This window comes from Erythrobacter aureus, assembly GCF_003355455.1.
GTDB classification, from domain to species: Bacteria; Pseudomonadota; Alphaproteobacteria; order Sphingomonadales; family Sphingomonadaceae; genus Qipengyuania; species Qipengyuania aurea.
This window is the reverse complement of record NZ_CP031357.1, coordinates 2,927,680-2,952,477: the sequence shown is the minus strand read 5'-3', so window position 1 is coordinate 2,952,477 and position 24,798 is coordinate 2,927,680. Positions and strand designations below refer to the sequence as shown.

The window sequence follows — 24,798 nt, the reverse complement described above, 5'->3', positions numbered from 1 at the left end:
ACACTGCGGTAAGTTGTCAGGAGCTACCTATGGCCACGCTTGCCTCGCACCAACCCGCCGACCTTGCGCCAACGCACTGGACCGAAGGCAATCCCAGCGACGACGAACTCGCCCACATTCCGGGAGAGGCGGGCTGGCCGATCATCGGCAACACTTTCCGGATGCTCGCCGATCCGCACGGCATGGCCAAGTCGATGGTCGACAAATACGGCAGAGTGTACAAGAACAAGGCGTTCGGCGGATGGAACATCGCGTTGATCGGTGCGGATGCCAATGAACTTGTGCTGTTCGACCGGGACAAGCTGTTTTCATCCGAGCAGGGCTGGGGGCCCATCCTCGACAAGCTGTTTCCGCGCGGGTTGATGCTGATGGATTTCGACCATCATCGGGCCGATCGCCGGGCGCTGTCGATTGCATTCAAGCCGGGGCCGATGCGGCATTATTCGGGCGCGCTCAACCGGGGAATCGCCAAGCGCGTGACGGAATGGGGTGCCAATGGCTCCAGAGGCGGGATGCGGTTCTACCCCGCGATCAAGGAACTCACGCTCGATCTCGCGGCGGACAGTTTCATCGGCATCCCTTGGGGACCTGAAGCGGACCGGATCAATCGTGCCTTCATCGATATGGTTCAGGCCAGCGTGGCCCCCGTGCGTAGGCCGTTGCCCTTCACCCAGATGAAGAAGGGCGTCGACGGGCGCGCCTTTCTGGTCGACTATTTCACCAAGGAAACGCGTCGCCGCCGCGCCGAGGGCGGCGGGCAGGACATGTTCAGCCAGTTTGCCACGGCCGAGTACGAGGATGGCAGCCTGATGCCGGTCGACGAGGTTGTCGACCATATGAACTTCCTCATGATGGCCGCGCATGACACGATCACCTCCAGCGCGACCTCGCTGCTGTGGCTGCTTGCCAAGCATCCCGAATGGCAGGACAAGTTGCGGGCAGAGGTGGAGAGCGTAACCGGGGGCGTCGATGCCGATGGCCGTGTGCGCGATCTGGCTTACGAGGATCTCGGGAAGCTCGAGCTTACCGAAATGGCGTTTAAGGAAGCGCTGCGCTTCATTCCGCCTGTGCCCTCCATGCCGCGTCGCGCGCTGCGCGATTTCGAATATGGCGGTTACAGAATTCCTGCGGGCACTCCGGTCGGCATCAACATCCACTGGACGCATCACAGCGAGGATTACTGGGACGAACCGGAAAAGTTCGATCCGATGCGCTTCACGCCCGAAAAGGTGAAGGCGCGCCACAAATACGCCTGGGTTCCCTTCGGCGGCGGCGCCCATATGTGTCTGGGCCTCCACTTCGCCTACATGCAGGTGAAAATCCTGATGGCGCAGCTCCTGCCGCGTTACCGTGTGGAGCTCGTCGGCGGCGACCCGGAATGGCAGGCCTGGCCGATCCCCAAGCCGAAGGACGGGCTGAAAATCGCATTGCGGGCGCTGTGAATCCCCGCGAAGGCGGGGGTCTCTGTCGGCCAGGTCCGCGCTTTGGGCCTAAGACCCCCGCCTTGGCGGGGGATCGTCTCTAGAAATCGATCGCTATGCCGTCCTTCACCCAGTCGCCATACCGGGTCGGGCTCAATTCCTCCTCGTCCTCGCTCTTCTTCGGTTGGGGCGGGGGATCGTTGGTCCAATGGGCGGGTTTCTCGAACCCGTCGGGCCGTTTCGTTGCGCGCTCGGTCATATCTGCAAGATGATGGCGCTGGCGGCTTTGCGCAAGTGCGCGTAAGGCGCACCGCCCATGGCCCAACCCCAAGGTATTCACGCCCGCCGCGCGGCGCTCCGTCTGCTCGATGCGGTCCTGCGCCGCGGCGAGACGCTCGATATTGCCTTTGGTGGCGCGACCAAGGATGTGCGCAAGTTCGAGGACAAGGCGCTTGCCCGCGCCATCGCCAGCGAAGTGCTGCGCTGGATGGTCGATATCGATGCGCTGATCGATTCCGCGACGAAAAAGCCGCTGCCGCACGATGCCAAGGCCCGCATGGTCCTGCGCATGATGCTGGCCCAGTGGTTGCGGCTGGGCACCCCGCCGCATGCGGTGGTGGCGACCGGGCTTGACCTCTTGGCTGGCGGCCCGCGTCGCCTGGCGCATGGTGTTTTTTCGACGCTAACGAGGAATGCGGCGTCGCTGCCCGATGTGCCGACTCTGCCGGAAGAGGCCGCCCTGCGCTGGGGCGAGCGAGCCCAAGCCATCGCCGCCGGTCTCGCGGACCCGCCGCCACTCGATCTGACGCTGCGCGATCCGGCCGAAACCGAGCACTGGAAGGTCCAGCTTTCCGCCGACAGCCTGATGCCCGGCCATCTGCGCCTGCCGCGGGGCGAGAATGTCGAGAACCTGCCCGGTTTCGCGGACGGGGCATGGTGGGTCCAGGACCTTGCCGCTTCCCTGCCGGCGCGCTTGCTTGGGCAGGGTGAGGGGCGCCACGTGCTCGATCTGTGCGCGGCACCGGGCGGCAAATCGCTGCAACTGGCGGCACAGGGATGGCACGTCACCGCGCTCGATATCTCCAAGCGTCGGCTCGATCTGCTCAAGGCCAATCTCAAGCGAACGGGCCTGAAGGCCAGCACCGTGCGCGCCGATGCCCTGAAGTGGGAGCCGAAGCATCATTTCGACGCGATCCTGCTCGATGCGCCCTGTACCGCCACAGGCACGGCACGCCGTCACCCCGATGTCCTGCATCGCATCGGTCAGCGGCAGATCGAGGAGATGGCGGACTTGCAAGCCGCTCTGCTGGAATGCGCGCAGGGCTGGCTCAAGCCCGGCGGCACACTGGTCTACGCCACCTGCTCGCTGGAGGGCGAGGAGGGCGAGGAGCGGGCGCGAGACGTGAGACTGACACCATCGCCGATCGCCTCGGACGAGCTACCTGAAGGCCTGGCGCCTGCCGCCGAAGGTTGGCTGCGCACCGATCCGGGCCTGCTTGCCGAGGACGGCGGCCTCGACGGCTTCTTCGTCGCGCGCTGGGCTAAGGCCTTGGGCTGACCACCCGAGTCCGGGCTCGCAACCAGCTCGCCGAAGTTCGCGGGTGCGTTAGCGTGCGAGCTCTCGTTCGGTTTGTCGAGCAGCCCTGAGACCCGAAAGATGCGCACCGTAGACAGTGGTAGCAAAGGGCCCTGGCGCTGCGTCGCCCGCGAAATGGACACGGCCTTGCAGTGGCTGTGCAAATTTGCGGCGAGCATTCCCGGCGCCTGGTCTGACCGCGCTGAAGCTGCCGAGGGAAAGCGGGTCGGCCGCCCAGTCGTATGATATTACGGCTCCCAGGCGCCCCGCCGCGTTCTTTCCCAACGTTTGCGTTATTCGCTCGATCGCGTAAGCGCGGCGCCCCGCAATATCCTGCCGCGCGAGCTCTGAAGCCAGATCTCCCGATGCGATCAAGGTCAGGACCGGGTCGAACTGATCCGCGACGAGCATTTCGAGATTCCCGGACGCCAGTCTGCAGATGTCGGCATGATATTCTGGAAGCCGGTTCCCCATTCCTTCGAAACGAAAGCCGACCTTGAGGAATTGCCCGACTGTGAACTTGCCCAAAGCCTCAGCTTTGGCTTGGGGCAGGTCGGGGCTAAACCTGATCCCGCCGGACGCAAGAACCGTCGGAGGTACGGCGATGATGACATGCCTGGCGGTCGCGCTGCCCCATTGACCAGATACGGCGATCCGATTCCCATGGTGCCAGTCGACCAATGCCACCCGATGATCCAGGCGTACGGGCACGCTTTTGAAGACTGCCGCGACGAGGGCGCCATAACCCCCTGACACAGTCCGCTCCTCGCCGTCTTCCAACGACAGGAAATCCTCAAACGAGATTCGATCGGGTTGGGCGCCAAGCGAGAAGGCGGCGATTCCGATCATTGCATCGCGCCACTCGTCGCCCGACAGAAAAGGTGCAAGCGAGCTGTCTCGGGGGAGAATGGAAGGAATGAACATTCGGCGTTCAAGATCGCTCGTTGCCTTGTTCATCCGCAATGTGGCGTTCTCGTCCGAGAGCGCCTTTCCGGCACAGTAGAGCTGGCGGTCGGAGGTGTCCGCAACCTTCAGCGCGAGCCCTTTGTCTCTGGCCAGCTGCGTGAAGCTGTTGTGCTCGGCGTTATGAAGCCAGTGTGCCCCTTGGTCGAACGGGACACCGAGGCTGTTCGCGTCGGTCCAGGCACGTCCCCCTATGCGGCTTCGAGCCTCGAGAACGAGAATTCTCCGACCTTTGGTTGCGAGAGCATGGGCCGCACTTAGGCCCGCGACTCCGGCGCCGATGATGATCGCGTCGAAATCGGTCGGAACTGGTAAGCGTACACAGGCAGGGGCGGCCAACAGGCTCGCGATCCCGGCAACTACCTTTCGACGGGCAAGCACGACGCAATTCTCCAAAAGTGACGATATTGTCATTTTTCTATATGACAATATCGTCACCTTTTCAATTGCCAGCTTGCGATGGCGCGAGGTAGGCCACCAACATGGCGAACAGGGTTGTCATCAAGCCGAAGCAAGAGCGCTCGCGGATGCGCGTGACCACCCTGCTCGATGCCGCCGAAGAATTGGTTGAAGAGCTTGGTGTCGAAGGCTTTGCAATGTCGGAGGTGGCACGGCGCGCAGGGGCCGCCCACGGATCACTCTACCGCTACTTCGCTTCGCGTGAAGCCCTCCTCGCAGCCCTGCATGAGAGGCAGCTTTCGCAGCTAGAGGCTGCTGTCGTCCAAGCAAGTCAGAAGCTTGGTCTCAAGCAAGCCGCGCCAACTCCAGCGGAGTTTCTCGATGTCTTTCTCGATCCACTACGCGACTTCCTTGCTCGCAACCGGTCCTACCGCCTGCTCAGAGTCGGCATGCCGGGTGCATGGCAGGCGGCTTCTTCGGAAGCGGAATTGGATGCCCGTGTAGTCGATGAACTTGCACGGGCACTGAGGACACTAGTCCCAGGGCTAGAAGAGAGCAGGCGCGTTCTTGCAGCCACGCTTCTACTGTCACTCACTGATTCCACTATCATCATCGAGGAAAGGCCTGAGGTTCAGCGCGAGGGCCGCCGTGTTCTGGAATTATACCTCGAGGACCTCGTCTCTAATGTCAGCTGTGAACCATCGCGAACCGGTGGCACGACAAGCTGACATTTTCAGGCCTCTTCCTTGAGATACTTCTGGAAGCTCTTGCGCAGCTTCATCAGCTTGGGTGGGATGACCGCGAGGCAATAGGGATTGCGCTGGCCTTCGCCGTCCCAATATTCCTGATGATAGTCCTCCGCCGGATACCATTCGCCGCTTTCGATGGTGGTTACGGCCTGCTGGCCCGGATGGTCGTCGTCCCAGCGCGCGATGGCGGCCTTGGCTTCGTCCTCCTGCCCTTCGAGCGGGAAGATCGCGCTGCGGTACTGGGTGCCGACGTCGTTACCCTGCCGGTTGAGCTGGGTCGGGTCGTGCGTGCCCATGAAGACGTCGTAGAGCTGGGCGAGAGTGATCTGCGTATCGTCGAAGGTCACGCGCACGCCCTCGGCATGGCCGGTGTTGCCGGTACAGACTTCCTTATAGGTGGGATCAGGCTTGTCGCCGCCGATATAGCCGCTTTCGACTTCGCTGACGCCGATCACGTCCTTCATCACCGCTTCGGTGCACCAGAAACATCCACCCGCGACGATCGCCTGCCGTTGTGCCATATACGTCATTCTCCTTTGCGAGGAACAGATAGGGTGCCACAACGTCATTGTCATGCAGACCCGCACAAAGAATGCCGTGCCGGTACAAACAGGGGAGAATTTCATGCGTAGACCGATTGCCGCGATGCTTGCGGGCGCCGCCCTGGCCACTCTCGCCGCGCCCGTTGCCGCGCAGCAGCAGGAAGAAAGCAACCAGACCCGTCAGGTTCTGGGCCGGATTCTCGATGTCATCCTTGGCCCAGGCGAGCAGGACCGGAAAGACGGGACCGATGCCGAACGGCCGACTGTCGCTCCGCTCACCATGGATCAGGTTCTCGCCGATCCGCGCCGCGACGAAGATCGCGCGCGCGATCAGTTCCGCCACCCGGCGCAGACGCTGTCATTCTTTCGCGTCGAACCGGGACAGACGGTCGTCGATTATATGCCGGCAGGCGGCTGGTATACCCGCGTGCTGGTACCCTATCTCGGATCGGAGGGGCTCTATATCGGACTGACGCCCGATCCCGCCGCAGCGGATAGCGAGCGGTTCGAAAACTATGTCTCTCAACTGCCGGGCCGCTTCCGCGAGGCGGCACCTGGCTGGTCGCTGACCGGCGCGCCGATGGCGGTTTATGGATCGCAGGATCTGCCCGAAGAACTGAACGGCCAGGTCGACCGTGTGCTGATTTTCCGCGAAATGCACAATCTGTTGCGTTCGGGGGCGATGTATACCGAACTCACCCGTATCCGGGGCTTGCTCAAGCCCGACGGCATGGTCGGTATCGTTCAGCACCGGGCCAAGGAAAACGCGCCCGCCGACTATACTCTGGGCGCGAACGGTTATCTGCGCGAAAGCGATGTGGTTGGCCTGATGCGCGTCCACGGTTTCGAACTGGTCGACAGCAGTGCGATCAATGCCAATTACCGCGACTCCGCAAATCACCCGAAGGGTGTGTGGGAACTGCCCCCGACACTCGGTACGAAGCGCGAGGAATTGCGCGAGATCGGGGAAAGCGACCGGATGACATTGCTCTTCCGCAAACGCTGATCCGTCAGCCGCGGTTCATATGAATGGAGGCAGGCCCTCGATGTAACACCATTACATCGAGGGCCGTATTTTATGTTTCGCAATTGGATTCTCCCGCTCGCAAGTCCGCTTGTTCTGGCCGCCTGTACCGATCGCGTCGATGAGGCGCGGGGCGTCGATCATGGCGAAACGCTGCTCTCGGTCAGTGCTGGCGGGCAGGCCGAGAGCCGTCCCGATCGGGCGCAGTTCCAGGCCGGTATCGAAACCTGGTCACGCAGTGCGAAGACGGCGAGCGAGGAGAACAAGGAAAAGATCGCCGAGATCGTGACGGCCTTGCGCGAGATCGGTGTGGAAGAGAAAGACATCCAGACCCGCGCGGTCCATGTCCGCCGGATCGATTGGGGCGATCGCAAAGGCCAGTTCCAGGCGAGTAATGTGGTCGAGGTGACGATGCGCGATCCGGACAGGGCCGGCGATGCCGTGGCTGCGGTGACCGAAGCGGGGGCGAACATCGTCTCCGGTCCGAACCTCTCGATGACCGATCCCGAAGCAACCGCCAATCTTGCCTATGCCGATGCCTACAAGGCAGCGCGAAAGCGGGCCGAAGCCTATGCCGAGGCAGCCGGAATGGAGGTCAGCCGGGTGCTCTATATCCGCGACGCGGGCGGGACGCAGGGCCAGACCTGGCTCCGCGGTGCCGAGGCAATGAACGAAGCCGTGGTTCAGCGGACGGTATCCGCCCCGCCGCCGCCGGTTTCAATGGCGCCGCGCCCGGAAAGCGGTGACGGGATGATGGTCGGCATGACGCGCTCGAACGTCTATATCCAGGTGGACTTCGCCCTGCGGGAGAAATAACGCTGATCCGATGAGAGAACTGACTGTCGCCGTCCTGCAGCTTGCCCTCGCTCGCGCGGGGGAGGCAGAGAACATTGCCGCCGTATCCGCGCTGGTCGAGGAGGCGGCAGGCAAGGGTGCGCAGGTGATCCTTCCGCCCGAACTGTTCGCCGGCGAATATTTCTGCCGCGAGGAGGAAGAGGAACTCTTCGCTCTGGCGCGCCCGACGGCGGAGAGCCCAAGCGTGCAAGCGATGCAGGGCCTCGCCGCGAAGCTGGGCGTCGCCATCCCCACCAGCTTCTTCGAGCGCGATGGCCATCACTATTACAACACGTTGGCGATGATCGGCCCCGACGGTGAGATCGCCGGGACCTATCGCAAGAGCCACATCCCCGACGGGCCGGGCTACGAGGAAAAATACTATTTTCGCCCCGGGAATGACGGTTTCAAGGTGTGGGACGTTTTCGGCGCGCGCATCGGCGTGGGGATATGCTGGGATCAGTGGTACCCCGAATGCGCGCGGGTCATGGCGCTGAAAGGCGCCGAAGTGCTGCTTTATCCCACGGCCATCGGATCGGAACCCTATGACGCCGATCTCGATACCAGCCGCATGTGGCGCCGCGCGATGATCGGCCATGCGGTGTCCAATTGCATGCCGGTATGCGCCGCCAACCGCATCGGCCACGAAGGCCCGGCCGATCGCCAGCAGAGCTTTTACGGCCACAGCTTCATTTCCGACGAATGGGGCGATCTGGTCGAGGAATTCGGTGCTTCGGATAGCGGGGCGCTGGTCGCGACGATCGACCTCGAACGGGCGGCGAAACATCGCGCGGGCATGGGCTTCTTTCGGGATCGCCGCCCGCAGCTCTATGGCCGGATTTGCGAGGATATCTGATCGTGCCGCCTGGCATCGACCAGGCGCAGCTCGACGCGTTGTTCACCGCCGCTCTCGAGGCCGGTATCGCCCGGATCGAAAAAGACGGCACCTTCTTCCCGCTTTTGTTCGAATTGCGTGCAAATGGCGCAATACAGAATGTCGCCGTGCTCGAAACCGGGGCCATCGACGGCGCGCAGACCGTGCTCGACCGCTTCGCCGAATTGCTGAAACCGCGCGCGCGGGAGGGCACGATCCGGGCTGCGGCCATCGTCCTGCATCATGCAAACCGGGACATGATGGAAGTGCGGCTGCGGGCCACCGATTATGCCGGCGATGTCCAGGTTCCTTTCGCCATCGCGCGGGGTGGCCTGCTCAAGAGAAAACGCAGGCTTACGCTGGGCGAGTTCACGCTGAGCGCAGCCGAGAACGAGATATTCTAGCGCCCGGCGAGTTCTTTCAAAACGATGCTCCAATGGTCTAGCCCGTCATAGAAGGCATCGACCCGCATCCTTTCGTTCAGCCCGTGTGCGTAAATATCCTGCGGGCGGCTGGCACCTGCCCCGATGGCCACCGTCTCGTAGCCGAGCGCGCGATAATGCATGCCGTCCGTGCCGCCCGAAGACATCGTCGGTATCATCGGGATGGGCTTGCCGAAGCGCGCTGTCAGCGATTTGGCCAACGCTGCTTCCACCTCGTCGGGAAGCGAGCTCATCGGGCTCTCCGTCGCTTCGCTGCGCTGGCTGACGGCGATCGCCTCGTTGCCGATGACCGTCTCGAGCGTCTCCTTGACCGATTCCACGCCTTCACCCGGGAAGACGCGGCAATTGACCGCCGCGCTGGCCGATTGCGGCAATGCGTTCTCCGCATGGCCGGCCTTCAGCATGGTCGCGACGCAGGTGGTGCGCAGCGTGCCGACGAAGCCGGGATTGGCGCTGATCGTGTCGATGGCGTCGGCATCGCTCGGATCGGCGGCGAAAGCGCGCATGGCAGCGCCGAGTTCTCCGGGAATGCTCTGGCCCATGGCGGCGAAATAGCTGCGTGTCAGGGCGCTCTCGCGCACCGGGAACCGATGCTGCGAAATCCGGGTCAGCGCCGCGGCCAGATCGTAGATCGCATTGTCGTTGCGCGGGCGGGATGAATGGCCGCCCGGATTGGTCGCGGCGATGTCGAATGTGACATAGGTCTTCTCCGCGAGCTGGACCTGCTGGGCGAGCGGGGAATAGTCGTCGGCCAGACCGATCCCGCCCGCGTCGGAATTGAGAACATAGGCCGGATCGACATTGTCGGCGACCCATTTCGCCTGTGCGCGGGTGGAGACCATCCCGGTTTCCTCGTCGCCCGAGAAAACCAGATAGAGATCGCGCCTGGGCGTCCAGCCTTCCTTTTTCAGCCGGATGAACGTCCCGGTGAGATTGGCGACGCCATATTTGTTGTCCTGCGTCCCGCGTCCGAAGAAATACCCGTCTTCTTCCACCAGAGTGAAGGGATCGCGTTCCCAATCCTCGGGCAGGGCGTCGACCACATCCATATGCGCCAGCATTACGATGGGTTTCGCGCCCGAAGAGCCATCGCCGCGATAGCGCACGATCAGGCCCTGGGTTGCATCGCCATCGCTATCGTAATCGGTGACCATCAGATCCCGATCGGGAAATCCGGCTTCGGCCAGGCGATCGGTCAGATAGGTGACCATTTCATCCATCTGCCCGTGTCCGGCTGCGGTTCGGAAGGCGATGATATCGCGATAGATGTCATGCACGCGCTGCTCGTGTTCGGTCAGGTCGCGCGGCGATGCCTCGCTTGCCGCGGCCTGCCCCGAAATCGTCAAGGCACCTGCCAGCAGAAACGCCTTCATTGTCATCGTCCACCCTCCCCGATTGGCTCTTGTCGGTTGCGACGCTAGGGCGGGGATATGAGGGACGCAAGCAAGCATCGCTACCTGATCGCTCTTGGGTCCAACTGCCGGGTGCCGGGCATCGGCGCGCCGCGCGCGGTGCTGGCTTCGGCTGCCGGGGCGCTGACGGATGCGGGGTGGCGGGTCGATGCCTTCTCGCGTCTCGCTGACAGCGCGCCGGTCGGCCCGTCCTTGCGGCGATACGCCAATGCGGCCGCGGTGATCGTTGGGGATTTTTGCCCGCCCGAAGCGTTGAAAAGCCTGCAGGATATCGAACGGGCTTTCGGCCGGGAGCGGCGCGGACAGCGGTGGCGCTCGCGCACGCTGGATCTGGATATCGTGCTGTGGAATGGCGGAATGTGGCAAGCGCCCGGCCTTTCGGTGCCGCATCCGCTGTTTCGCGAACGCGATTTCGTTCTGCACCCCGCTGCGCAGATTGCTCCGCATTGGCGCGATCCGGTCACCGGCCTCACCATCCGCCAGCTTGCCGCGCGCCTTTCCCGGCCACTGCGCACAGAATGACGCATGACCCGCTTGACCACCCGCAACAGCGTCCCTAGGTGGCACGCCGTGGTCGGGCCGTTAGCTCAGTCGGTAGAGCAACTGACTTTTAATCAGTAGGTCGCTGGTTCGAACCCAGCACGGCTCACCACCACAATTCGCCCCGAGGCCGGAGCGCCGGCATCCACCGTCCGGAGCATTTGCCTGTGAAGACTCGCGCTGCCGTCGCCTTCGCCCCCAAGCAGCCCCTCGAAATCGTCGAGCTGGATCTGGAAGGGCCCAGAGCGGGCGAAGTGCTGGTCGAGATTATGGCCACGGGTATTTGCCATACCGACGCCTACACGCTCGACGGGTTCGATTCGGAGGGAATCTTTCCCAGTGTACTCGGCCATGAAGGCGCGGGAATCGTGCGTGAGGTGGGCGCGGGCGTGACCAGCGTGAGGCCGGGCGATCATGTGATCCCGCTCTACACGCCGGAATGCCGACAGTGTAAATCGTGCCTCTCCGGCAAGACGAATCTGTGTACGGCCATCCGCGCAACGCAGGGCAAGGGGCTGATGCCCGACGGCACCACGCGCTTTTCCTATAAGGGCGAGCCGATCTTCCACTATATGGGCTGCTCGACCTTCTCGAACTTCACCGTCCTTCCAGAAATCGCGGTCGCCAAAATCCGCGAGGACGCGCCGTTCAAGACGAGTTGTTACATCGGCTGCGGAGTTACGACCGGTGTCGGCGCGGTGACCAAGACAGCCAAGGTGCAGGTCGGCGACAATGTCGTGGTCTTCGGCCTTGGCGGGATCGGCCTCAATGTCATCCAGGGCGCGCGGCTTGCGGGCGCGAACATGATCGTCGGCATCGACATCAATCCCGATCGCGAGGAATGGGGCCGCAAGTTCGGTATGACCCATTTCCTCAACACGAAGGGTATGAGCAATGACGAGGTGGTCGCTAGAATCGTCGAGATGACCGATGGCGGGGCGGACTACACCTTCGACTGCACCGGCAACACCGATGTCATGCGCACGGCACTGGAGGCCTGCCACCGCGGCTGGGGCACCTCGATCATCATCGGCGTGGCCGAAGCGGGCAAGGAAATTGCGACGCGGCCGTTCCAGCTGGTAACGGGCCGCAACTGGCGCGGCACGGCTTTCGGCGGCGCCAAGGGCCGCACCGACGTGCCCAAGATCGTCGACTGGTACATGGACGGCAAGATCGAGATCGACCCGATGATCACCCATGTCCTTACTCTGGAAGAAATCAACAAGGGGTTCGACCTTATGCATTCTGGCGAAAGCATCCGTAGCGTGGTGGTGTTCTGATGGCGGGCAAGATCTATCCCGATGCCGCCGCCGCACTCGAAGGCGTGCTGCGTGACGACATGCTCATCGCGAGCGGCGGCTTCGGCCTCTGCGGAATCCCCGAGCGTCTGCTCACCGCGATCCGCGACAGCGGTGTGAAGGGCCTCACCTTCGCCAGCAACAATGCGGGGATCGATAATGAAGGCATCGGCATGCTGCTGCGCACCCAGCAGGTGAAGAAGATGATCTCGTCCTATGTTGGCGAGAACAAGGAATTCGAGCGGCAATTCCTGTCCGGCGAACTCGAGGTCGAGTTCTGCCCGCAGGGCACGCTCGCCGAACGCATGCGCGCAGGCGGGGCGGGCATCCCCGGCTTCTACACCAAGACCGGCGTGGGCACGCAGGTGGCCGAGGGCAAGGAGCATAAGGATTTCGACGGCGAGACCTATATTCTCGAACGCGGGATCTTCGCCGACCTCGCCATCGTGAAGGCGTGGAAGGCCGACGAGACCGGCAACCTCGTCTTCCGCAAGACCGCGCGCAATTTCAACCTTCCGGCCGCGACCTGCGGCAAGGTCTGCGTGGTCGAGGTGGAGGAAGTGGTGCCCACAGGCGGCCTCGATCCCGACTGCATTCACCTGCCGGGCGTCTACGTCCAGCGCATGATCGTGGGCGCACCCTACGACAAGAAGATCGAATTCGAGACGACCCGCGAAAGGGAGAGCGCCTGATGACCTGGGATCGCAACCAGATGGCCGCCCGTGCGGCGCAGGAACTGGAAGACGGCTATTACGTCAACCTCGGCATCGGCATCCCGACGCTGGTCGCCAACCACATTCCCGAAGGCATGCATGTCACGCTGCAGAGCGAAAACGGCATGCTTGGCATCGGGCCGTTCCCCTATCCGGACGAGGTCGATGCGGACCTGATCAATGCGGGCAAACAGACCATCAGCGAACTGCCGCACAGCGCCTATTTCGACAGCGCGGCGAGCTTTGCCATGATCCGCGGCGGGCATATCGACCTTACCGTTCTTGGCGCGATGGAGGTCGCGCAGAACGGCGACATCGCCAACTGGATGATTCCCGGCAAGATGATCAAGGGCATGGGCGGGGCGATGGACCTCGTCGCCGGGGTGAAAAAGATCATCGTGGTGATGGATCACAACGCCAAGGACGGCAGCCCCAAGTTCATTCCCGAGTGCACGCTGCCGCTGACCGGGCAGAACGTGGTCGACATGATCATCACCAATCTCGCCGTCTTCCACCGCGTGGATCACGGCAGCCCGTTCCGCCTGATCGAGCTGGCACCGGGCGTCACGGCCGAGGAAGTGGCCGAGAAGACCACTGCCGCATACGAGGTTGCCCTCTAGGCTATGTCGGCGCTGGAGACGGTCGAGGAGCATCGCAGCCATTCCGGCGTGCAGGGCGTCTACCGCCACAGCTCCGCCAGCACCGGCACCGAGATGACCTTCTCGGTCTTCGTGCCCGACCATGCGGAGGGCGCGAAGCTGCCGGTGCTGTGGTTCCTTTCGGGGCTGACCTGCACCCATGCGAACGTCACCGAGAAAGGCGAATATCGCGCCGCATGTGCCGAGCATGGCGTGATATTCGTCGCGCCCGACACCTCGCCGCGCGGCGAAGATGTGCCCGACGACGAAGCCTATGATTTCGGCAAGGGCGCTGGGTTTTATGTCGATGCGACGCAGGAACCGTGGGCGCGGCACTTCGCCATGCGCAGCTATATCGAACGGGAGCTTCCGGCGCTGGTAGGAAAACACTTCCCGGTCGATCTCGACCGGCAGGGCATCACCGGCCATTCGATGGGCGGGCACGGTGCGCTCACCATCGCTCTGCGCAACCCGGCTCGCTTCCGTTCGGTAAGCGCCTTTTCACCGATCGTCAGCCCGCTGAACTGCCCCTGGGGCGAAAAGGCGCTCGGCGGCTACCTCAGCCCGGACCGCGAAGCCTGGCGCGCATACGATGCCTGCGCGCTGATCGATGATGGCGCGCGGATCGATCACCTTCTGGTCGATCAGGGGACCGGCGACGATTTTCTCGAAACCCAGCTCAAGACCGGGCTTCTCATCGAGGCATGCGAGAAAGCCGGTATCGCGGCGGATATCCGCATGCAGGATGGCTACGACCATTCCTATTACTTCATCTCGACCTTCATGGCCGAACATGTGAGCTGGCATGCGGAGCGGCTGGCGCGATAATTCTACGACACTGACGGGATAGTTCGCCTCTCTTCGGGCGTTGGGGTGACATGTTCATCGACAACACTTGGCTCGACATCGCGTTACGCGGCGTGATCCTCTCCGCCGCAGCGACCATCTGGATAGTCATGCTGATCCGCATCAACGGGCTGCGCTCGCTGTCCAAGATGACCAATTTCGATTTCGTCATGACGATTGCGCTGGGCAGTCTGCTTGCGGGTGCGGCGCAGGCAAGTGACTGGCAGGGCTTCGGACAGGCGATGGTCGCTATGCTGGGCCTGTTTATCGTGCAATATGGCACCGCACGGCTCCGCAAGGCTTCCGACACGGTTGAAGCCGCAATGCAGAATGCGCCCGTCTTCCTGATGCGCGACGGCCAGTTCCTCGAAGACGCGCTGCGCGCGACCCGGGTGGCCAGGAGCGATCTTGTCGCCAAGCTGCGCGAAGCGAATGTGCTCGACCTAAAGCAGGTCCGCGCGGTCGTGCTCGAGACGACCGGCGACGTTTCGGTCCTGCATGGCGATGTGCTCGACGAAATCCTCGTCGAGAATGTGAAACGGATCTAGCGCCGGTCCAGCCAGCGGGCGAAGGCAACGCCGCCGGTGATGAGGAAGGGCACCAGCGCCAGGCTCAATGCGACCTTGGCGATGATTTGGCCGATCAACAGATTGGTGATCGCGAACTGGCCGTAGAAGGCCAGCGTGATGAAGATCACCGAATCGATCGCCTGGCTGAGTGCCGATGCAATCGCGCCGCGTGCCATCAGCGATACGGTGGATGCGCCCTCGGATGATCCGCGCAGCCGCGAGAAAATCCAGACATTGAGCAGCAGCGAAACGATATAGGCGGCCGGTCCGGCCATCCACACGCGCCACAAGGTCGCATGGACGCGCTCGAAGGCGGCGAGATCCTCCGACCGGAATTCGACCATTTCGGTCGAGGCGGGCAGGTTGAGCACGAGCTGCATCAGCACGGACGCCACCAGCAAGGGTACGAAGCCCCACCATACGATCCGGTTCGCCAGTTTTTCGCCGTAAAGCTGGGCAATCGTGCTGGAGATCACCACCAGCAGCAGGAAGGCGAAAATGCCCGATTCGACCGCAAGGTCGGTCGGCCATAACTGCACCTGCTTGAACGCCAGAACCCCTGCGAGCACGGTCATTCCGCCATAAAGCAGCGTATAGACGAACAGGCCCAGCGGCATGGCAGCGGCTGCGAGCCTGGTCTCGTTGGCGGGTTCGGTCATGGAAGGGCCTTGTCGATTTGGTGGACGGCGAGGCCGTCGGCGAGTTGCGAAAATTGACTAATGGAGCGCCGCAAGCAAGACAGCATCCGATTTCATCCGCAACTTGTCTGTCCCAAAGGGAACCCGATGTCCCCCATCCTGATCAATCTCGTCGGTATCGCGGCGATCTTGCTGATTGCCTTCCTGCTGTCGACGGGCAAACGGCGCATCAAGCTGCGCGTGGTGGGCGCGGCCTTCGCCCTGCAGGCGCTGATGGCGCTGCTGGTGCTGCGCACGCCGTGGGGCGTCCAGCTGATCCAGGCGATGTCGAACGGGGTGATCGCGCTGCTCGATTTCTCGAAGGTGGGGATCGAGGCGGTGTTCGGCCCGATGGCCGCCAATCCCTTCACCAATACATTCGTCATCGCCGCGCTGCCGGTAATCGTGTTCTTCGCCGCGATCGTTTCGATCCTCTATCACTGGGGCATCATGCAGCGGCTGGTGCGCTGGGTCGGTGGGGCGATCGGCTGGATCACCGGTATCAGCAAGGTCGAAGCGCTAGGCAGCGCGGCCAATATCTTCGTCGGCCAGTCCGAAAGCCCGCTGGTGGTGCGCCCCTATCTGGCAGCGCTCACGCCGAGCCGCCTATTCACGCTGATGAGCGTGGGCATGGCAGGTGTCGCGGGCACGATCCTGGCCGCCTATGCCAGTTTCATCGGCGCGGAAGCGGTGCCCTTCCTTCTGGCGGCGGCCTTCATGTCGGCGCCGGGCGGGATCCTGATGGCGAAGATCATCATGCCCGACGATGAAAGCGACCTGGCGCGCGATGCGGCGGAAATGTCCGGCGTGGACCCCGAGGCCGAGATCGTCTTGCCCGATGCGCGGATCAGCGCGGAAGGACCCGCTGCCCTCACAGAAAGCGGCAAGCCGCACGAGGTCGAAGTCGCGGAAACCTTCGAGGAAGGCCACCGGCCGGCCAATATCATCGAGGCCGCGGCGCAGGGCACGCAAACCGGTGTGAAGCTCGCGGTGGCCGTGGGCGCAATGGTTATGGTCTTCGTTGCCCTGGTCGCGCTTGCCAACGGCATCCTCGGGGGAATCGGCGCGTGGTTCGGCTATCCCGATGTCAGTTTCCAGCAATTGCTCGGCTTCGTCTTCGCGCCGGTCATGTTCCTGATCGGCATTCCATGGGAACAGGCGGGCACGGCTGGCGGGCTGTTCGGCACCAAAATCGTGCTCAACGAATTCGTCGCCTTCATCGATCTGGGTGCGATGGACGCTTCGGTCCTGCCGGATCGCAGCAGGGCAATCGTCACCTTCGCGCTGTGCGGCTTTGCGAATTTCAGCTCCATCGCCATCCAGATGGCGGTCACCGGCGGGCTTGCGCCAAATCAAAGACCGGTCATCGCCAAGCTGGGTATCCGCGCGCTCGCCGCCGGCAGCCTCGCCAATCTGATGAGCGCGGCGCTGGCGGGTCTCTTCCTACCATACTAAAGGGCGCACCCATTATGACCGATTCGAACACCGATATCGCGGTTGTGTCGCTGGCACAGCCGCTCGACAGCATTGCCGACGAGCTGGGCCGCAGCTTCCGGGAATACGGCTTCGCCGTGATCCGCGACCATGGCATTCCGCAGGACCTGATCGACCGGGCCGAAGCCTTGTCGAAGGAATTCTTCGCTTTGCCCGCCGAGGTGAAGAAAGCCTACCACATCCCAGGCGGCGGCGGCGCGCGCGGCTATACGCCCTTCGGGACCGAAAAGGCCAAGGACGCAAAGGTCCATGATCTCAAGGAATTCTGGCATGTCGGGCGCGAGCTGCCGGAGGGTCACGAGCTGTCCGAATATATGGCGGACAATGTCTGGCCGAGCGAGGTCGAGGGGTTCCGTGAAACCTTCACCAAACTCTATTCTGCTTTCGAGGAAGCTGGAGGGCGCGTGCTCGAAGGCATCGCCCTGCATCTCGGACTCGACCGCACCTTCTTTGCGCCCACGGTCGAAGACGGCAATTCGGTCATGCGCCTGCTGCGCTACCCCCCGCTTGAGGGGGAAGAGGCCGAGGGGGCGATTCGTGCCGCAGCGCATGGGGACATCAACACCATCACCCTGCTGCTCGGTGCCGAGGAAGCGGGGCTCGAACTGCTGACCAGGCAGGGCGACTGGAAAGCCGTCGACGTGCCCGAAGGGGCGCTGGTCATCAATGTCGGCGACATGCTCGACCGGCTGACCAACGGCAAGCTGCGCTCGACCACGCACCGCGTTGTCAATCCGCGTGGGCAAGCGGCCTATCGCGCGCGCTATTCGATGCCGTTCTTCCTGCACTTCCGACCCGATTACATGATCGAAACGCTGCCGTCCTGCATCGATCCGCAGGCGCCCGACGATCATCCCGCACCGATTTCGAGTCACGAATTCCTGTTGCAGCGTTTGCGCGAGATCAATCTGGCGTGACTTGCTGCATTGCAGCAATTTTGGCCGGATGATTTCGCAGATTCGGCAAAAAAGCTCACAAGTTGCAAAAATGCAACTTACCTAAAACATTGATTTATTGGGTATAATATGCCTGTGTGGGTGTGCGTTTAACATATCTGCCACGCCCGTCTTGACTCTGTCACATTTCCGTAGCTTGGCGGCAACGCATCCCGCCTAGCGGGGTTCTGCCACACCCAACTCCCTCCAGCATCATAGAGACTAAGGGGTCTTTCCTGATGAAGTTCAAGTATCTCTTGGCCGCTTCGGTGGTCAGCACAGCCAGTGCCATGGTCGCCGCCCCGGCCGCCGCACAATCGACCGGTTCGGTCGACTTCGACGACAATGTGATCATCGTATCCGGCGCCCGCGAAACGGGCGTCGGCGGCGTCGATATTCCCGATTCCCCCAAGGCGAAGCAGGTCCTGAGCGAGGAAATCATCCGTCGCCAGCGCCCCGGCCAGACCGTCAACGACATCGTCAATCTGGTTCCCGGCGTCAGCTTCCAGAACAACGATCCTTGGGGCTCGTCGGGCGGCAAATTCACCATTCGCGGCTTTGACGACAGCCGCATATCGCAGACCCTCGACGGTCTGCCGTTGAACGATTCGGGCAATTACGCGCTCTACACCAACCAGCAGGTGGACCCCGAAATCCTCGACAACGTCAACGTCAACCTCGGCGTCACCGATGTTGACAGCCCGACTGCTTCGGCCGTCGGCGGCACCATCAACCTGCGCACGAAAGAACCTGACGACGAATTCGGTGTCACCATGACGCTGACCGTCGGCGACATCTTCGCCAAGGGCAACAATGCGAACTACGAACGCGATCGCCTGTTCGGACGCGGCTTCGTGATGATCGATACCGGAGATATCACGGGTCTCGGCACCAAGGCTTTCGCATCTGCCAGCTTCTCGCGCTATAACAACCCCTTCAACAACTACGGCGTTGTCGAAAAGCAGCAATATAATGGCCGTATCTGGCAGGACGTCGGCGACAATGGCGATTTCGTCGCCGTGGCTGGTCATTATAATGAGAACCGCAACAACTTCTTCGGTTCGTTCGCGCCCTATGACTTTCCCGAAACGCGGGAAGACCGCTTTTACGAGATCAACTATCCCTGCACGGTCGATCTTCCGACCCCGGGCGTGCGTGACACGGACAACAATTGCGGTGCCGAATTCGACCGCCGCTACAACCCGTCGAACACAGGCAACATTCGCGGTGCCTCGCGTTTCACCCTGGCCGATGGTCTCGTTCTCACGGTCGATCCCAGCTACCAATACGTCAAAGCCAATGGCGGCGGCGACGAAGAGCTGCTCGAGCAACGTTGCTATCTCGAGGCCGATGGCGACTGCAACACGACGCCGAACGGCACCACGGGCTATACCGGGTACTTCAACAACACCAACAACCGCCGTCAGTACTTCTTCGGTCGCGATCTCAATGGCGACGGCGATATGCTGGACGAAGTCAGCGGCAACGACCCGAGCCAGACCCGCACGCATCGTTTCGGCGTGATCGCGAACCTCAATTACGAGATCAACGCGGACCACGCTGTTCGATTGGCGTACACTTGGGACCGCGCCAACCACCGCCAGACCGGTCAGACTTCGGTCGCTTTGGCGAATGGCGAGATCGCCGATATATTTCCGATCAACGATCCCCTTCTGACTGCCGATGGCTTCGCGCTCAACAAGCGTAACCGCCAATCCTACGCGATCCTGCACCAGGTCTCCGGTGAGTATCGCGGCCGTTTCGGCAATCTGACGGCGAATATCGGGCTGCGTGCGCCGTTCTTCACCCGCGAGCTGGAACAGAAGTGCTATACGCTCGATGCTGATGGCGATCTGGCGTGCTTCGAAAACCAGGATCCCAGCGAATTCATCGCCCTCAATCCCGATGCGGTGGCTCCGCTGGCTCGGACCTACAAATACGATGAGCTGCTGCCGAACGTCGGCTTCACGTATGATTTTGGCGATGCGTCGATCTTCGCGAACTACGCCAAGGGAATTTCGGTTCCGGGCACTGACGTGCTGTATGACTCGCTGTTCTTCGTGAACAGCGATGCGGCGCGGCCCGTACCCGAAACCACCGACAGTTTCGACCTCGGCCTGCGCTACCAGAACGGCCAGATCACTGCACAGCTCGCCGCTTGGTACACGCAGTACGACAATCGCCTGCGGACTTCCTTCAACGACCTGCTGGGTGAGTCGGTCACCACCAACCTCGGTCGGGTCGATAAATGGGGCCTCGATGGCTCGATCGCATGGCAGCCGACCAGCAACCTGATGCTTTACGTCTTCGGTTCGATCAATGACTCGGAGATCAAGGACAATGTCGATGGCGGCATTTGCGGCGCGTCGGATGTAGGCGTACCCGGCAACACCTGCGGTGCCGTTGGCGAAGACAAGTTCCTGCTGACCGCCGGCAAGCGTGAAAGCGGTGCACCGACCTTCACCGTTGGCGGCCGTGCGCAGGCTACCTTCGGTGATCTGGAAATCGGTGCGCAGGTCAAGCACACCGGCAAGCGGTACCTGAACGATGTCAACCTGCCGCTCATCGCGTTCGGCAATGAAGGATATGGTGCGACGTTCTCGAGCTACACGCTCGTCGATTTCGACGTTCGGTACCGCATCGGCGAAATGTTCAATGGTACCGACGCCGCAATCCAGCTCAATGTCACCAATGCGTTCGATGAACTGTTCGTCGGTGCAGCCGACGGAACGCTCGACAACATTTGGACCTTTGGTCAGTTTGTTCAGATTGGCGCGCCACGTGCTGCGACGATCTCTCTGATCCTCGGCTACTAAATATAATGGCTGCGGGGCGCGGTGCCCCGCACGCAAACTCCTGGGCGGTCCTCTTCACGGAGGGCCGCCCTTTTTACGTGGATCGGAGCTTGTCGGAACATGCAGGCCCCGACCGCCGTTTTGATCCAATGGACTCTCAGCCGACCCGCTATGCGCAGACCCGCAAGCGCCTCAATCCTTGGGTGATCTTGCTCATTGCCCTGCTGCATGTCGGGCTGTTCTATCTGCTCGTGCGCGCGCTCGCCCCGGCTGCGGTCGACCGTGTCGAGCAGTCCGTGGTTTCCGCCTTCACCGTCACGGTTACCGCGCCGCCGCCGGAGATGGAGGAGGATCCCGCGCCCGAGCCCGAGGGAGCGCAAGGCGATCCGGGGCGCGAGGCGGTGCCTGCACCCGTAACCGCGCCCGAGCCGCAGCGTCCGCTACGCGACGATCCACCGGCCCCGCGAGCAGCCTCGACCGGGACCGCCCAAACCTCGGGTGCCACCGACGATGGCGAGGGAACCGGTCGTGCTGGCGAGGGGCAGGGCACTGGGAGCGGCGAGGGCGGCAGCGGGCAGGGCGCGGGCGCGGCAACCAAGCCTGTCCTGACACGTGCGATAACCGATGCGAGCGCGTTCCCCGTACCGCCGGGCGGGCGCGAGGCGCGCATCGGCAAATCGGTGATCGTCAGGCTGACCGTCTCGGCTCAGGGGCGCGCCACGCGGTGCAGCATCTATCGCCCAAGCCCGTTTCCGGAAACCGATGCCGCCGTCTGCCGCCTTGCGCTCGAGCAGCTACGTTTCGAACCGGCGCGCGACGCACGCGGCAATCCGGTTGCCGCGACCTTCCATTACCAGCAGCGTTTTTTCAATTGAGCTAGCGCGGCAGGCGGGTCAGTCCTGCCCGGCCTGGGTGAGCACTTCGACCAGCTCGTCCTTGCCATAGGGCTTGGTCAGCAGGCCGGACGCACCCAATTCGGCGAGCCGGTTTTCCATCTCGCCATATCCTGTCGCCAGCCAGAAGGGGACACCGATTTCTCTGAGCTTTTCCGCGACCGGCTCGCTGTTTTCCTTGCCGAGATTATAATCGAGAATCGCCAGGGCCGGCGGCGATTTGGCCAGCGCATCGAGAGCTGCCGCGACCGTGCTTTCGACCCGCACCTTCTCCACCCCAAGTTCCTTGAGGCAGTCTTCCGCATCGAGCGCGATAATCATGCTGTCTTCCACCAGCAATACGCTGTCGGGCACATTTTCCAGCTTGTCGTCCATGGTCTTCTTCGCTTGCGAGCTACGCCCTTCGCCTTCGGCGCGCGCACGCCACTGGACAAAGCGCGCGGGGATGCAGAAACGCGCTTCTACGCCTTCCAGACGGTAGTGAATTTCCGCAGTCCCTTCGAGTTCGTAGGGGAGCGAACGTTCGATGATCGTACTGCCGAAGCCCCGGCGTTTGGGCGGCTTGACCGGCGGCCCGCCGCTTTCGCGCCAGTCGAGGCAGAAATTGTCTTCCGCATCGCGGCTGACCTCGACCTCGAGCTTGCCGGACTGGTCGCTGAGCGAGCCATATTTGGCCGAGTTGGTAATCATTTCATGGATGACCAGTGCCATCACTGTATAGGCTTCCGGCGCGATCATCGCTTCGGGGCCTTTGAGATCGAGCCGGTCTTTCTTGCCCGAAAGATAGGCATTGGCCTCGGTTTCGATCAGTTCCGAAAATGGTGCGTGAGACCAGTTGCCCTTGGTGATGTTGTCATGCGCGGAGGCCAGCGAACTGACCCGCCCGCCGACGATATCCACGAAGGTCCGAATATCCTGCGCATCGTTTTTCGACTGGTTGATCAGGCCGCGAATGAGGTTGAGGATATTGCGAACGCGGTGGTTGAGTTCCGCGATCAGCAATTCCTGCTGTTCCTGTGCTTTTGCCCGTTCGGCGACCGCCTCGTCGGTCAGCCGCAGGATGACTTCGAGCAGCGTCACCCGCAGACCTTCGGCTATCTCGAGTTCGGCCTGCGACCATTTCTCCGCGCGACCTTCGACCGTTTCCTGCCAGGCTTCGAAACTCTTTCGCGGAGTCAGACGATCGCCATGCGGGCCGGATTCCACGGGCTTTTCCGGATTTCCGGCCCAGGTCACCGTTTGCGTCAACGGTTTGCGCCACAAGATGAGATAGTCGCGCGGCGTGCGCGATACCGGGATGACCAGAGCCCCGGCCGCGCGTTCGGCGAACCGTGCGGCCCGCGGCAGCCGCTCGGCGATCGCGTCGCTCGACAGCAATCGACTGGTGGCAGCGCCATTCAGGCTGGCGACGATCGCGCGGAACTCTTCCTCGTTCGGCGCCGATCCGCGCGAATCGTAAATGTCCTCCACGAAGATGCTGACCCCGTCATGCGGGATGACCTGCTGGATCACCGGTTCGATCATGGGCAGGCTTGCGGACAGGGGGGTGCCCGCCGCGATGTCGCGCATCAGCCGCGAATGGACTTCGCGCCCCATTTCGCGCCGCTCCGCAATTTGCCGCGACAATGTGCGGTCCAGCATCAGCGAAAACAGCTCGGAAAACAGCTCTGCGGCAGTGCGCTGCGAATAAGGCAGCAGCTTGGGGCCGTAGTGATGGCAGGCGAACAGACCCCAAAGCTTCCCGCCGATGATGATCGAGATCGACAGCGAGGCGCCCACGCCCATATTTTTGAGATACTCGATGTGGATCGGCGATACGGCCCGCAACGTACTCATGCTGAGATCGAGCGGCTCACCGTCGAAGGACACGCCGGGGTCGATCGCCACGGGTTCGGCATCGACATCGGCGATGATGCGAAAGCGATTGCGCAGATAGAGCGCGCGCGCCTGATTGGGGATGTCCGATTTGGGGTAGCGCAGGCCGTGGAATTTCTCGAGATCCTCGCGCGCCGCCTCGGCGATGACTTCGCCGGACAGATCCTCGCGAAAACGGTACACCATGACCCGGTCGATCTGCAGGGAATGTCGCAACTGCCGGGCCGCTTCGTCGGCAAGATCCTGCACATCGGTGTATTTTTCCAGCCGCGCCATGATCGGGCGGAGCAGGGCGAGTTGGCGATTGAGATCGTCTTTCGCGTGCCGCTCCACTTCGATGACCGTATTGGCCCCCGAACTGTGCAGTGCGCAGTCATACAGGGTTCCGTCATCGAACAGGTCGATGCCGAACAGGCGTTCGACCTGATCCTTGCCCGACAGCGCGGCAGCGGAACTGCGAAGCTCCTCCAGCGCAGGACGGGCGAACAGTGAGCTGAGACGGTCGCCGATCTCCAGCGTCCGCCCGGCACCGAAGATATCTTCGAGATTGGTCGAAAGATGCGCGGCGAACCAGTCGGCATTTACTGCGATCAGCGCCCCGAACGCCTGGATACGGCCTAGCTGGTGAATAGGCTCGCGGTCGCAGTTTGACAGGTTCACATCCTGCGCATTCATATAGTGGTCTCCGGTGCCCCGACTTGGCTTGCCACGGCGTTGAAATGGGCGAAACTTGCCTGGGCCGCGGCGAGCACCGGCGGATCGTCAACGGGTGAATGCGGTCTTTCTATGAACGGGAGCAGGCGCTGCCAGTATTCGACCACGCGCCGGTCGGACAGGAAAGCGACCGGCCATTGCATTTCGGCTTTCACAAGCCGCGCGAGGATGGCCCGGTTACCCAGCGACGACCCCGCCAGCACCCAGCATGTGCCCAGCGGATCGGAATCCGCCGATACATCGAAGGCAGGCGAATGGGAAGGAATCGATACGCCCAGCTCGGCAAGGTCTCGGGCGATTACATCGGTCTGGCGCGGGGGTGCCGTGTCGGCGCATCGCTCACTCAGCCAGCTTTCGATATTCACGCGCGCACGGTACTGGATGTCGAGAAATCGCGCATAATCGCGCTCATCCCCTTCAACGAGCGCGCCGAGGCGCACGTCGAGCGTGTCATGTGCTTCCGCGGTCCCGACCCTGAGGTAATCTCTGGTGGTGCGACCCACCCCGCTCTTTTCCCGCATCCCCTCTGCCTCACTTTCGCTGCGGTATGCCCATTTCAGCAAAGAAGCGAGCC

24 protein-coding genes and 1 tRNA gene are annotated in these 24,798 nt (G+C 62.4%); 18 read left to right on the top strand and 7 right to left on the bottom strand.

What is annotated here, in order from left to right:
• Window positions 1-29 precede the first annotated feature (29 nt).
• The gene (locus DVR09_RS14540; protein WP_115417682.1) at window positions 30-1,442 is read left to right on the top strand and encodes a cytochrome P450; all 1,413 of its coding nucleotides are present in this window, start codon (window positions 30-32) and stop codon (window positions 1,440-1,442) included.
• A gap of 79 nt (window positions 1,443-1,521) precedes the next feature.
• Here the strand turns inward: DVR09_RS14540 and DVR09_RS14535 are convergent, their stop codons facing one another.
• Complete coding sequence (locus tag DVR09_RS14535; protein ID WP_115417681.1) at window positions 1,522-1,680, bottom strand: DUF1674 domain-containing protein; 159 nt, start codon at window positions 1,678-1,680, stop codon at window positions 1,522-1,524.
• 57 nt (window positions 1,681-1,737) lie between these two features.
• On the opposite strand from DVR09_RS14535, the gene DVR09_RS14530 reads away from it, so the two are divergent.
• Window positions 1,738-2,979: an RsmB/NOP family class I SAM-dependent RNA methyltransferase gene (locus DVR09_RS14530; protein ID WP_115417680.1), complete on the top strand. Its 1,242-nt coding sequence runs from the start codon at window positions 1,738-1,740 to the stop codon at window positions 2,977-2,979.
• A gap of 48 nt (window positions 2,980-3,027) precedes the next feature.
• On the opposite strand, the gene DVR09_RS14525 is transcribed toward DVR09_RS14530, so the two are convergent.
• Window positions 3,028-4,341 (bottom strand): flavin monoamine oxidase family protein, encoded by a 1,314-nt coding sequence (locus tag DVR09_RS14525; protein ID WP_162814990.1) that lies wholly within the window; start codon window positions 4,339-4,341, stop codon window positions 3,028-3,030.
• 101 nt (window positions 4,342-4,442) lie between these two features.
• Between DVR09_RS14525 and DVR09_RS14520 the strand changes: the two genes are divergently transcribed.
• A complete protein-coding gene (locus DVR09_RS14520; RefSeq protein ID WP_115417678.1) occupies window positions 4,443-5,087 on the top strand; it encodes a TetR/AcrR family transcriptional regulator in 645 nt (214 codons plus the stop codon).
• A gap of 5 nt (window positions 5,088-5,092) precedes the next feature.
• On the opposite strand, the gene msrA is transcribed toward DVR09_RS14520, so the two are convergent.
• On the bottom strand, window positions 5,093-5,629 hold the full coding sequence (gene msrA / locus DVR09_RS14515) for a peptide-methionine (S)-S-oxide reductase MsrA (RefSeq protein ID WP_115417997.1): 537 nt from the start codon (window positions 5,627-5,629) through the stop codon (window positions 5,093-5,095).
• A gap of 103 nt (window positions 5,630-5,732) precedes the next feature.
• Here msrA and DVR09_RS14510 point away from each other — a divergent pair, with 103 nt between their 5' ends.
• The 4 genes from DVR09_RS14510 (at window position 5,733) to DVR09_RS14495 (ending at window position 8,786) form a co-directional block, all read left to right on the top strand.
• Complete coding sequence (locus tag DVR09_RS14510; protein ID WP_234041482.1) at window positions 5,733-6,656, top strand: class I SAM-dependent methyltransferase; 924 nt, start codon at window positions 5,733-5,735, stop codon at window positions 6,654-6,656.
• A gap of 72 nt (window positions 6,657-6,728) precedes the next feature.
• Entirely contained in the window at window positions 6,729-7,490 is a 762-nt protein-coding gene (locus DVR09_RS14505) for an SIMPL domain-containing protein (RefSeq protein WP_115417677.1), read from the top strand.
• A gap of 10 nt (window positions 7,491-7,500) precedes the next feature.
• A complete protein-coding gene (gene aguB / locus DVR09_RS14500; RefSeq protein ID WP_115417676.1) occupies window positions 7,501-8,364 on the top strand; it encodes an N-carbamoylputrescine amidase in 864 nt (287 codons plus the stop codon).
• 2 nt (window positions 8,365-8,366) lie between these two features.
• Window positions 8,367-8,786, top strand: a complete 420-nt coding sequence (locus DVR09_RS14495) for a hypothetical protein (protein WP_115417675.1) — start codon at window positions 8,367-8,369, stop codon at window positions 8,784-8,786.
• On the opposite strand, the gene DVR09_RS14490 is transcribed toward DVR09_RS14495, so the two are convergent.
• On the bottom strand, window positions 8,783-10,204 hold the full coding sequence (locus DVR09_RS14490; RefSeq protein WP_115417674.1) for a M20/M25/M40 family metallo-hydrolase: 1,422 nt from the start codon (window positions 10,202-10,204) through the stop codon (window positions 8,783-8,785). The genes DVR09_RS14495 and DVR09_RS14490 overlap by 4 nt on opposite strands.
• Window positions 10,205-10,255: 51 nt before the next feature.
• Between DVR09_RS14490 and folK the strand changes: the two genes are divergently transcribed.
• From folK to DVR09_RS14455, 7 genes are all read left to right on the top strand, one after another.
• On the top strand, window positions 10,256-10,759 hold the full coding sequence (gene folK / locus DVR09_RS14485) for a 2-amino-4-hydroxy-6-hydroxymethyldihydropteridine diphosphokinase (protein WP_115417673.1): 504 nt from the start codon (window positions 10,256-10,258) through the stop codon (window positions 10,757-10,759).
• A gap of 54 nt (window positions 10,760-10,813) precedes the next feature.
• Window positions 10,814-10,889 (top strand) — tRNA-Lys (locus tag DVR09_RS14480).
• Window positions 10,890-10,944: 55 nt separating this feature from the next.
• On the top strand, window positions 10,945-12,057 hold the full coding sequence (locus DVR09_RS14475; protein WP_115417672.1) for an S-(hydroxymethyl)glutathione dehydrogenase/class III alcohol dehydrogenase: 1,113 nt from the start codon (window positions 10,945-10,947) through the stop codon (window positions 12,055-12,057).
• Window positions 12,057-12,767: a CoA transferase subunit A gene (locus DVR09_RS14470; RefSeq protein ID WP_115417671.1), complete on the top strand. Its 711-nt coding sequence runs from the start codon at window positions 12,057-12,059 to the stop codon at window positions 12,765-12,767. Before DVR09_RS14475 ends, DVR09_RS14470 begins: the two co-directional genes overlap by 1 nt.
• On the top strand, window positions 12,767-13,408 hold the full coding sequence (locus DVR09_RS14465; protein WP_115417670.1) for a CoA transferase subunit B: 642 nt from the start codon (window positions 12,767-12,769) through the stop codon (window positions 13,406-13,408). The genes DVR09_RS14470 and DVR09_RS14465 overlap by 1 nt, the downstream gene beginning before the upstream one ends.
• 3 nt (window positions 13,409-13,411) lie before the next feature.
• Window positions 13,412-14,254 (top strand): S-formylglutathione hydrolase, encoded by an 843-nt coding sequence (gene fghA / locus DVR09_RS14460; protein WP_115417669.1) that lies wholly within the window; start codon window positions 13,412-13,414, stop codon window positions 14,252-14,254.
• A gap of 50 nt (window positions 14,255-14,304) precedes the next feature.
• Entirely contained in the window at window positions 14,305-14,820 is a 516-nt protein-coding gene (locus DVR09_RS14455; protein WP_115417668.1) for a DUF421 domain-containing protein, read from the top strand.
• Here DVR09_RS14455 and DVR09_RS14450 read toward each other — a convergent pair.
• On the bottom strand, window positions 14,817-15,500 hold the full coding sequence (locus DVR09_RS14450) for a queuosine precursor transporter (RefSeq protein ID WP_115417667.1): 684 nt from the start codon (window positions 15,498-15,500) through the stop codon (window positions 14,817-14,819). The two genes, DVR09_RS14455 and DVR09_RS14450, sit on opposite strands and share 4 nt — an antisense overlap.
• Window positions 15,501-15,626: 126 nt before the next feature.
• Between DVR09_RS14450 and DVR09_RS14445 the strand changes: the two genes are divergently transcribed.
• The 4 genes from DVR09_RS14445 (at window position 15,627) to DVR09_RS14430 (ending at window position 21,617) form a co-directional block, all read left to right on the top strand.
• Window positions 15,627-16,973 (top strand): NupC/NupG family nucleoside CNT transporter, encoded by a 1,347-nt coding sequence (locus DVR09_RS14445; RefSeq protein ID WP_115417995.1) that lies wholly within the window; start codon window positions 15,627-15,629, stop codon window positions 16,971-16,973.
• A 14-nt stretch (window positions 16,974-16,987) separates the two neighbouring features.
• A complete protein-coding gene (locus DVR09_RS14440; protein ID WP_115417666.1) occupies window positions 16,988-17,929 on the top strand; it encodes an isopenicillin N synthase family dioxygenase in 942 nt (313 codons plus the stop codon).
• Between the two features lie 257 nt (window positions 17,930-18,186).
• Complete coding sequence (locus DVR09_RS14435; protein WP_115417665.1) at window positions 18,187-20,763, top strand: TonB-dependent receptor; 2,577 nt, start codon at window positions 18,187-18,189, stop codon at window positions 20,761-20,763.
• Window positions 20,764-20,891: 128 nt separating this feature from the next.
• Complete coding sequence (locus DVR09_RS14430) at window positions 20,892-21,617, top strand: TonB family protein (RefSeq protein WP_115417664.1); 726 nt, start codon at window positions 20,892-20,894, stop codon at window positions 21,615-21,617.
• 18 nt (window positions 21,618-21,635) lie between these two features.
• Here DVR09_RS14430 and DVR09_RS14425 read toward each other — a convergent pair whose 3' ends face one another.
• Both DVR09_RS14425 and DVR09_RS14420 read right to left on the bottom strand, forming a co-directional pair.
• Window positions 21,636-24,185, bottom strand: coding sequence for an HWE histidine kinase domain-containing protein (locus DVR09_RS14425; protein ID WP_115417663.1), 2,550 nt, complete (start codon window positions 24,183-24,185; stop codon window positions 21,636-21,638).
• Window positions 24,182-24,727 carry a biliverdin-producing heme oxygenase gene (locus DVR09_RS14420; RefSeq protein WP_162814989.1) on the bottom strand — a complete coding sequence of 182 codons (546 nt, stop codon included), beginning with the start codon at window positions 24,725-24,727 and terminating at the stop codon, window positions 24,182-24,184. Before DVR09_RS14420 ends, DVR09_RS14425 begins: the two co-directional genes overlap by 4 nt.
• Between the last annotated feature and the right edge of the window lie 71 nt (window positions 24,728-24,798).

What these genes read in the sequence shown, in the direction of transcription:
- DVR09_RS14540 (WP_115417682.1), top strand. Translation starts at nt 30, where the DNA reads ATGGCCACGCTTGCCTCGCACCAACCCGCCGACCTTGCGCCAACGCAC.
- DVR09_RS14535 (WP_115417681.1), bottom strand. Translation starts at nt 1,680, where the DNA reads ATGACCGAGCGCGCAACGAAACGGCCCGACGGGTTCGAGAAACCCGCC.
- DVR09_RS14530 (WP_115417680.1), top strand. Translation starts at nt 1,738, where the DNA reads ATGGCCCAACCCCAAGGTATTCACGCCCGCCGCGCGGCGCTCCGTCTG.
- DVR09_RS14520 (WP_115417678.1), top strand. Translation starts at nt 4,443, where the DNA reads ATGGCGAACAGGGTTGTCATCAAGCCGAAGCAAGAGCGCTCGCGGATG.
- msrA (WP_115417997.1), bottom strand. Translation starts at nt 5,629, where the DNA reads ATGGCACAACGGCAGGCGATCGTCGCGGGTGGATGTTTCTGGTGCACC.
- DVR09_RS14510 (WP_234041482.1), top strand. Translation starts at nt 5,733, where the DNA reads ATGCGTAGACCGATTGCCGCGATGCTTGCGGGCGCCGCCCTGGCCACT.
- DVR09_RS14505 (WP_115417677.1), top strand. Translation starts at nt 6,729, where the DNA reads ATGTTTCGCAATTGGATTCTCCCGCTCGCAAGTCCGCTTGTTCTGGCC.
- aguB (WP_115417676.1), top strand. Translation starts at nt 7,501, where the DNA reads ATGAGAGAACTGACTGTCGCCGTCCTGCAGCTTGCCCTCGCTCGCGCG.
- DVR09_RS14490 (WP_115417674.1), bottom strand. Translation starts at nt 10,204, where the DNA reads ATGACAATGAAGGCGTTTCTGCTGGCAGGTGCCTTGACGATTTCGGGG.
- folK (WP_115417673.1), top strand. Translation starts at nt 10,256, where the DNA reads ATGAGGGACGCAAGCAAGCATCGCTACCTGATCGCTCTTGGGTCCAAC.
- DVR09_RS14470 (WP_115417671.1), top strand. Translation starts at nt 12,057, where the DNA reads ATGGCGGGCAAGATCTATCCCGATGCCGCCGCCGCACTCGAAGGCGTG.
- DVR09_RS14465 (WP_115417670.1), top strand. Translation starts at nt 12,767, where the DNA reads ATGACCTGGGATCGCAACCAGATGGCCGCCCGTGCGGCGCAGGAACTG.
- fghA (WP_115417669.1), top strand. Translation starts at nt 13,412, where the DNA reads ATGTCGGCGCTGGAGACGGTCGAGGAGCATCGCAGCCATTCCGGCGTG.
- DVR09_RS14455 (WP_115417668.1), top strand. Translation starts at nt 14,305, where the DNA reads ATGTTCATCGACAACACTTGGCTCGACATCGCGTTACGCGGCGTGATC.
- DVR09_RS14450 (WP_115417667.1), bottom strand. Translation starts at nt 15,500, where the DNA reads ATGACCGAACCCGCCAACGAGACCAGGCTCGCAGCCGCTGCCATGCCG.
- DVR09_RS14445 (WP_115417995.1), top strand. Translation starts at nt 15,627, where the DNA reads ATGTCCCCCATCCTGATCAATCTCGTCGGTATCGCGGCGATCTTGCTG.
- DVR09_RS14440 (WP_115417666.1), top strand. Translation starts at nt 16,988, where the DNA reads ATGACCGATTCGAACACCGATATCGCGGTTGTGTCGCTGGCACAGCCG.
- DVR09_RS14435 (WP_115417665.1), top strand. Translation starts at nt 18,187, where the DNA reads ATGAAGTTCAAGTATCTCTTGGCCGCTTCGGTGGTCAGCACAGCCAGT.
- DVR09_RS14430 (WP_115417664.1), top strand. Translation starts at nt 20,892, where the DNA reads ATGGACTCTCAGCCGACCCGCTATGCGCAGACCCGCAAGCGCCTCAAT.
- DVR09_RS14425 (WP_115417663.1), bottom strand. Translation starts at nt 24,185, where the DNA reads ATGAATGCGCAGGATGTGAACCTGTCAAACTGCGACCGCGAGCCTATT.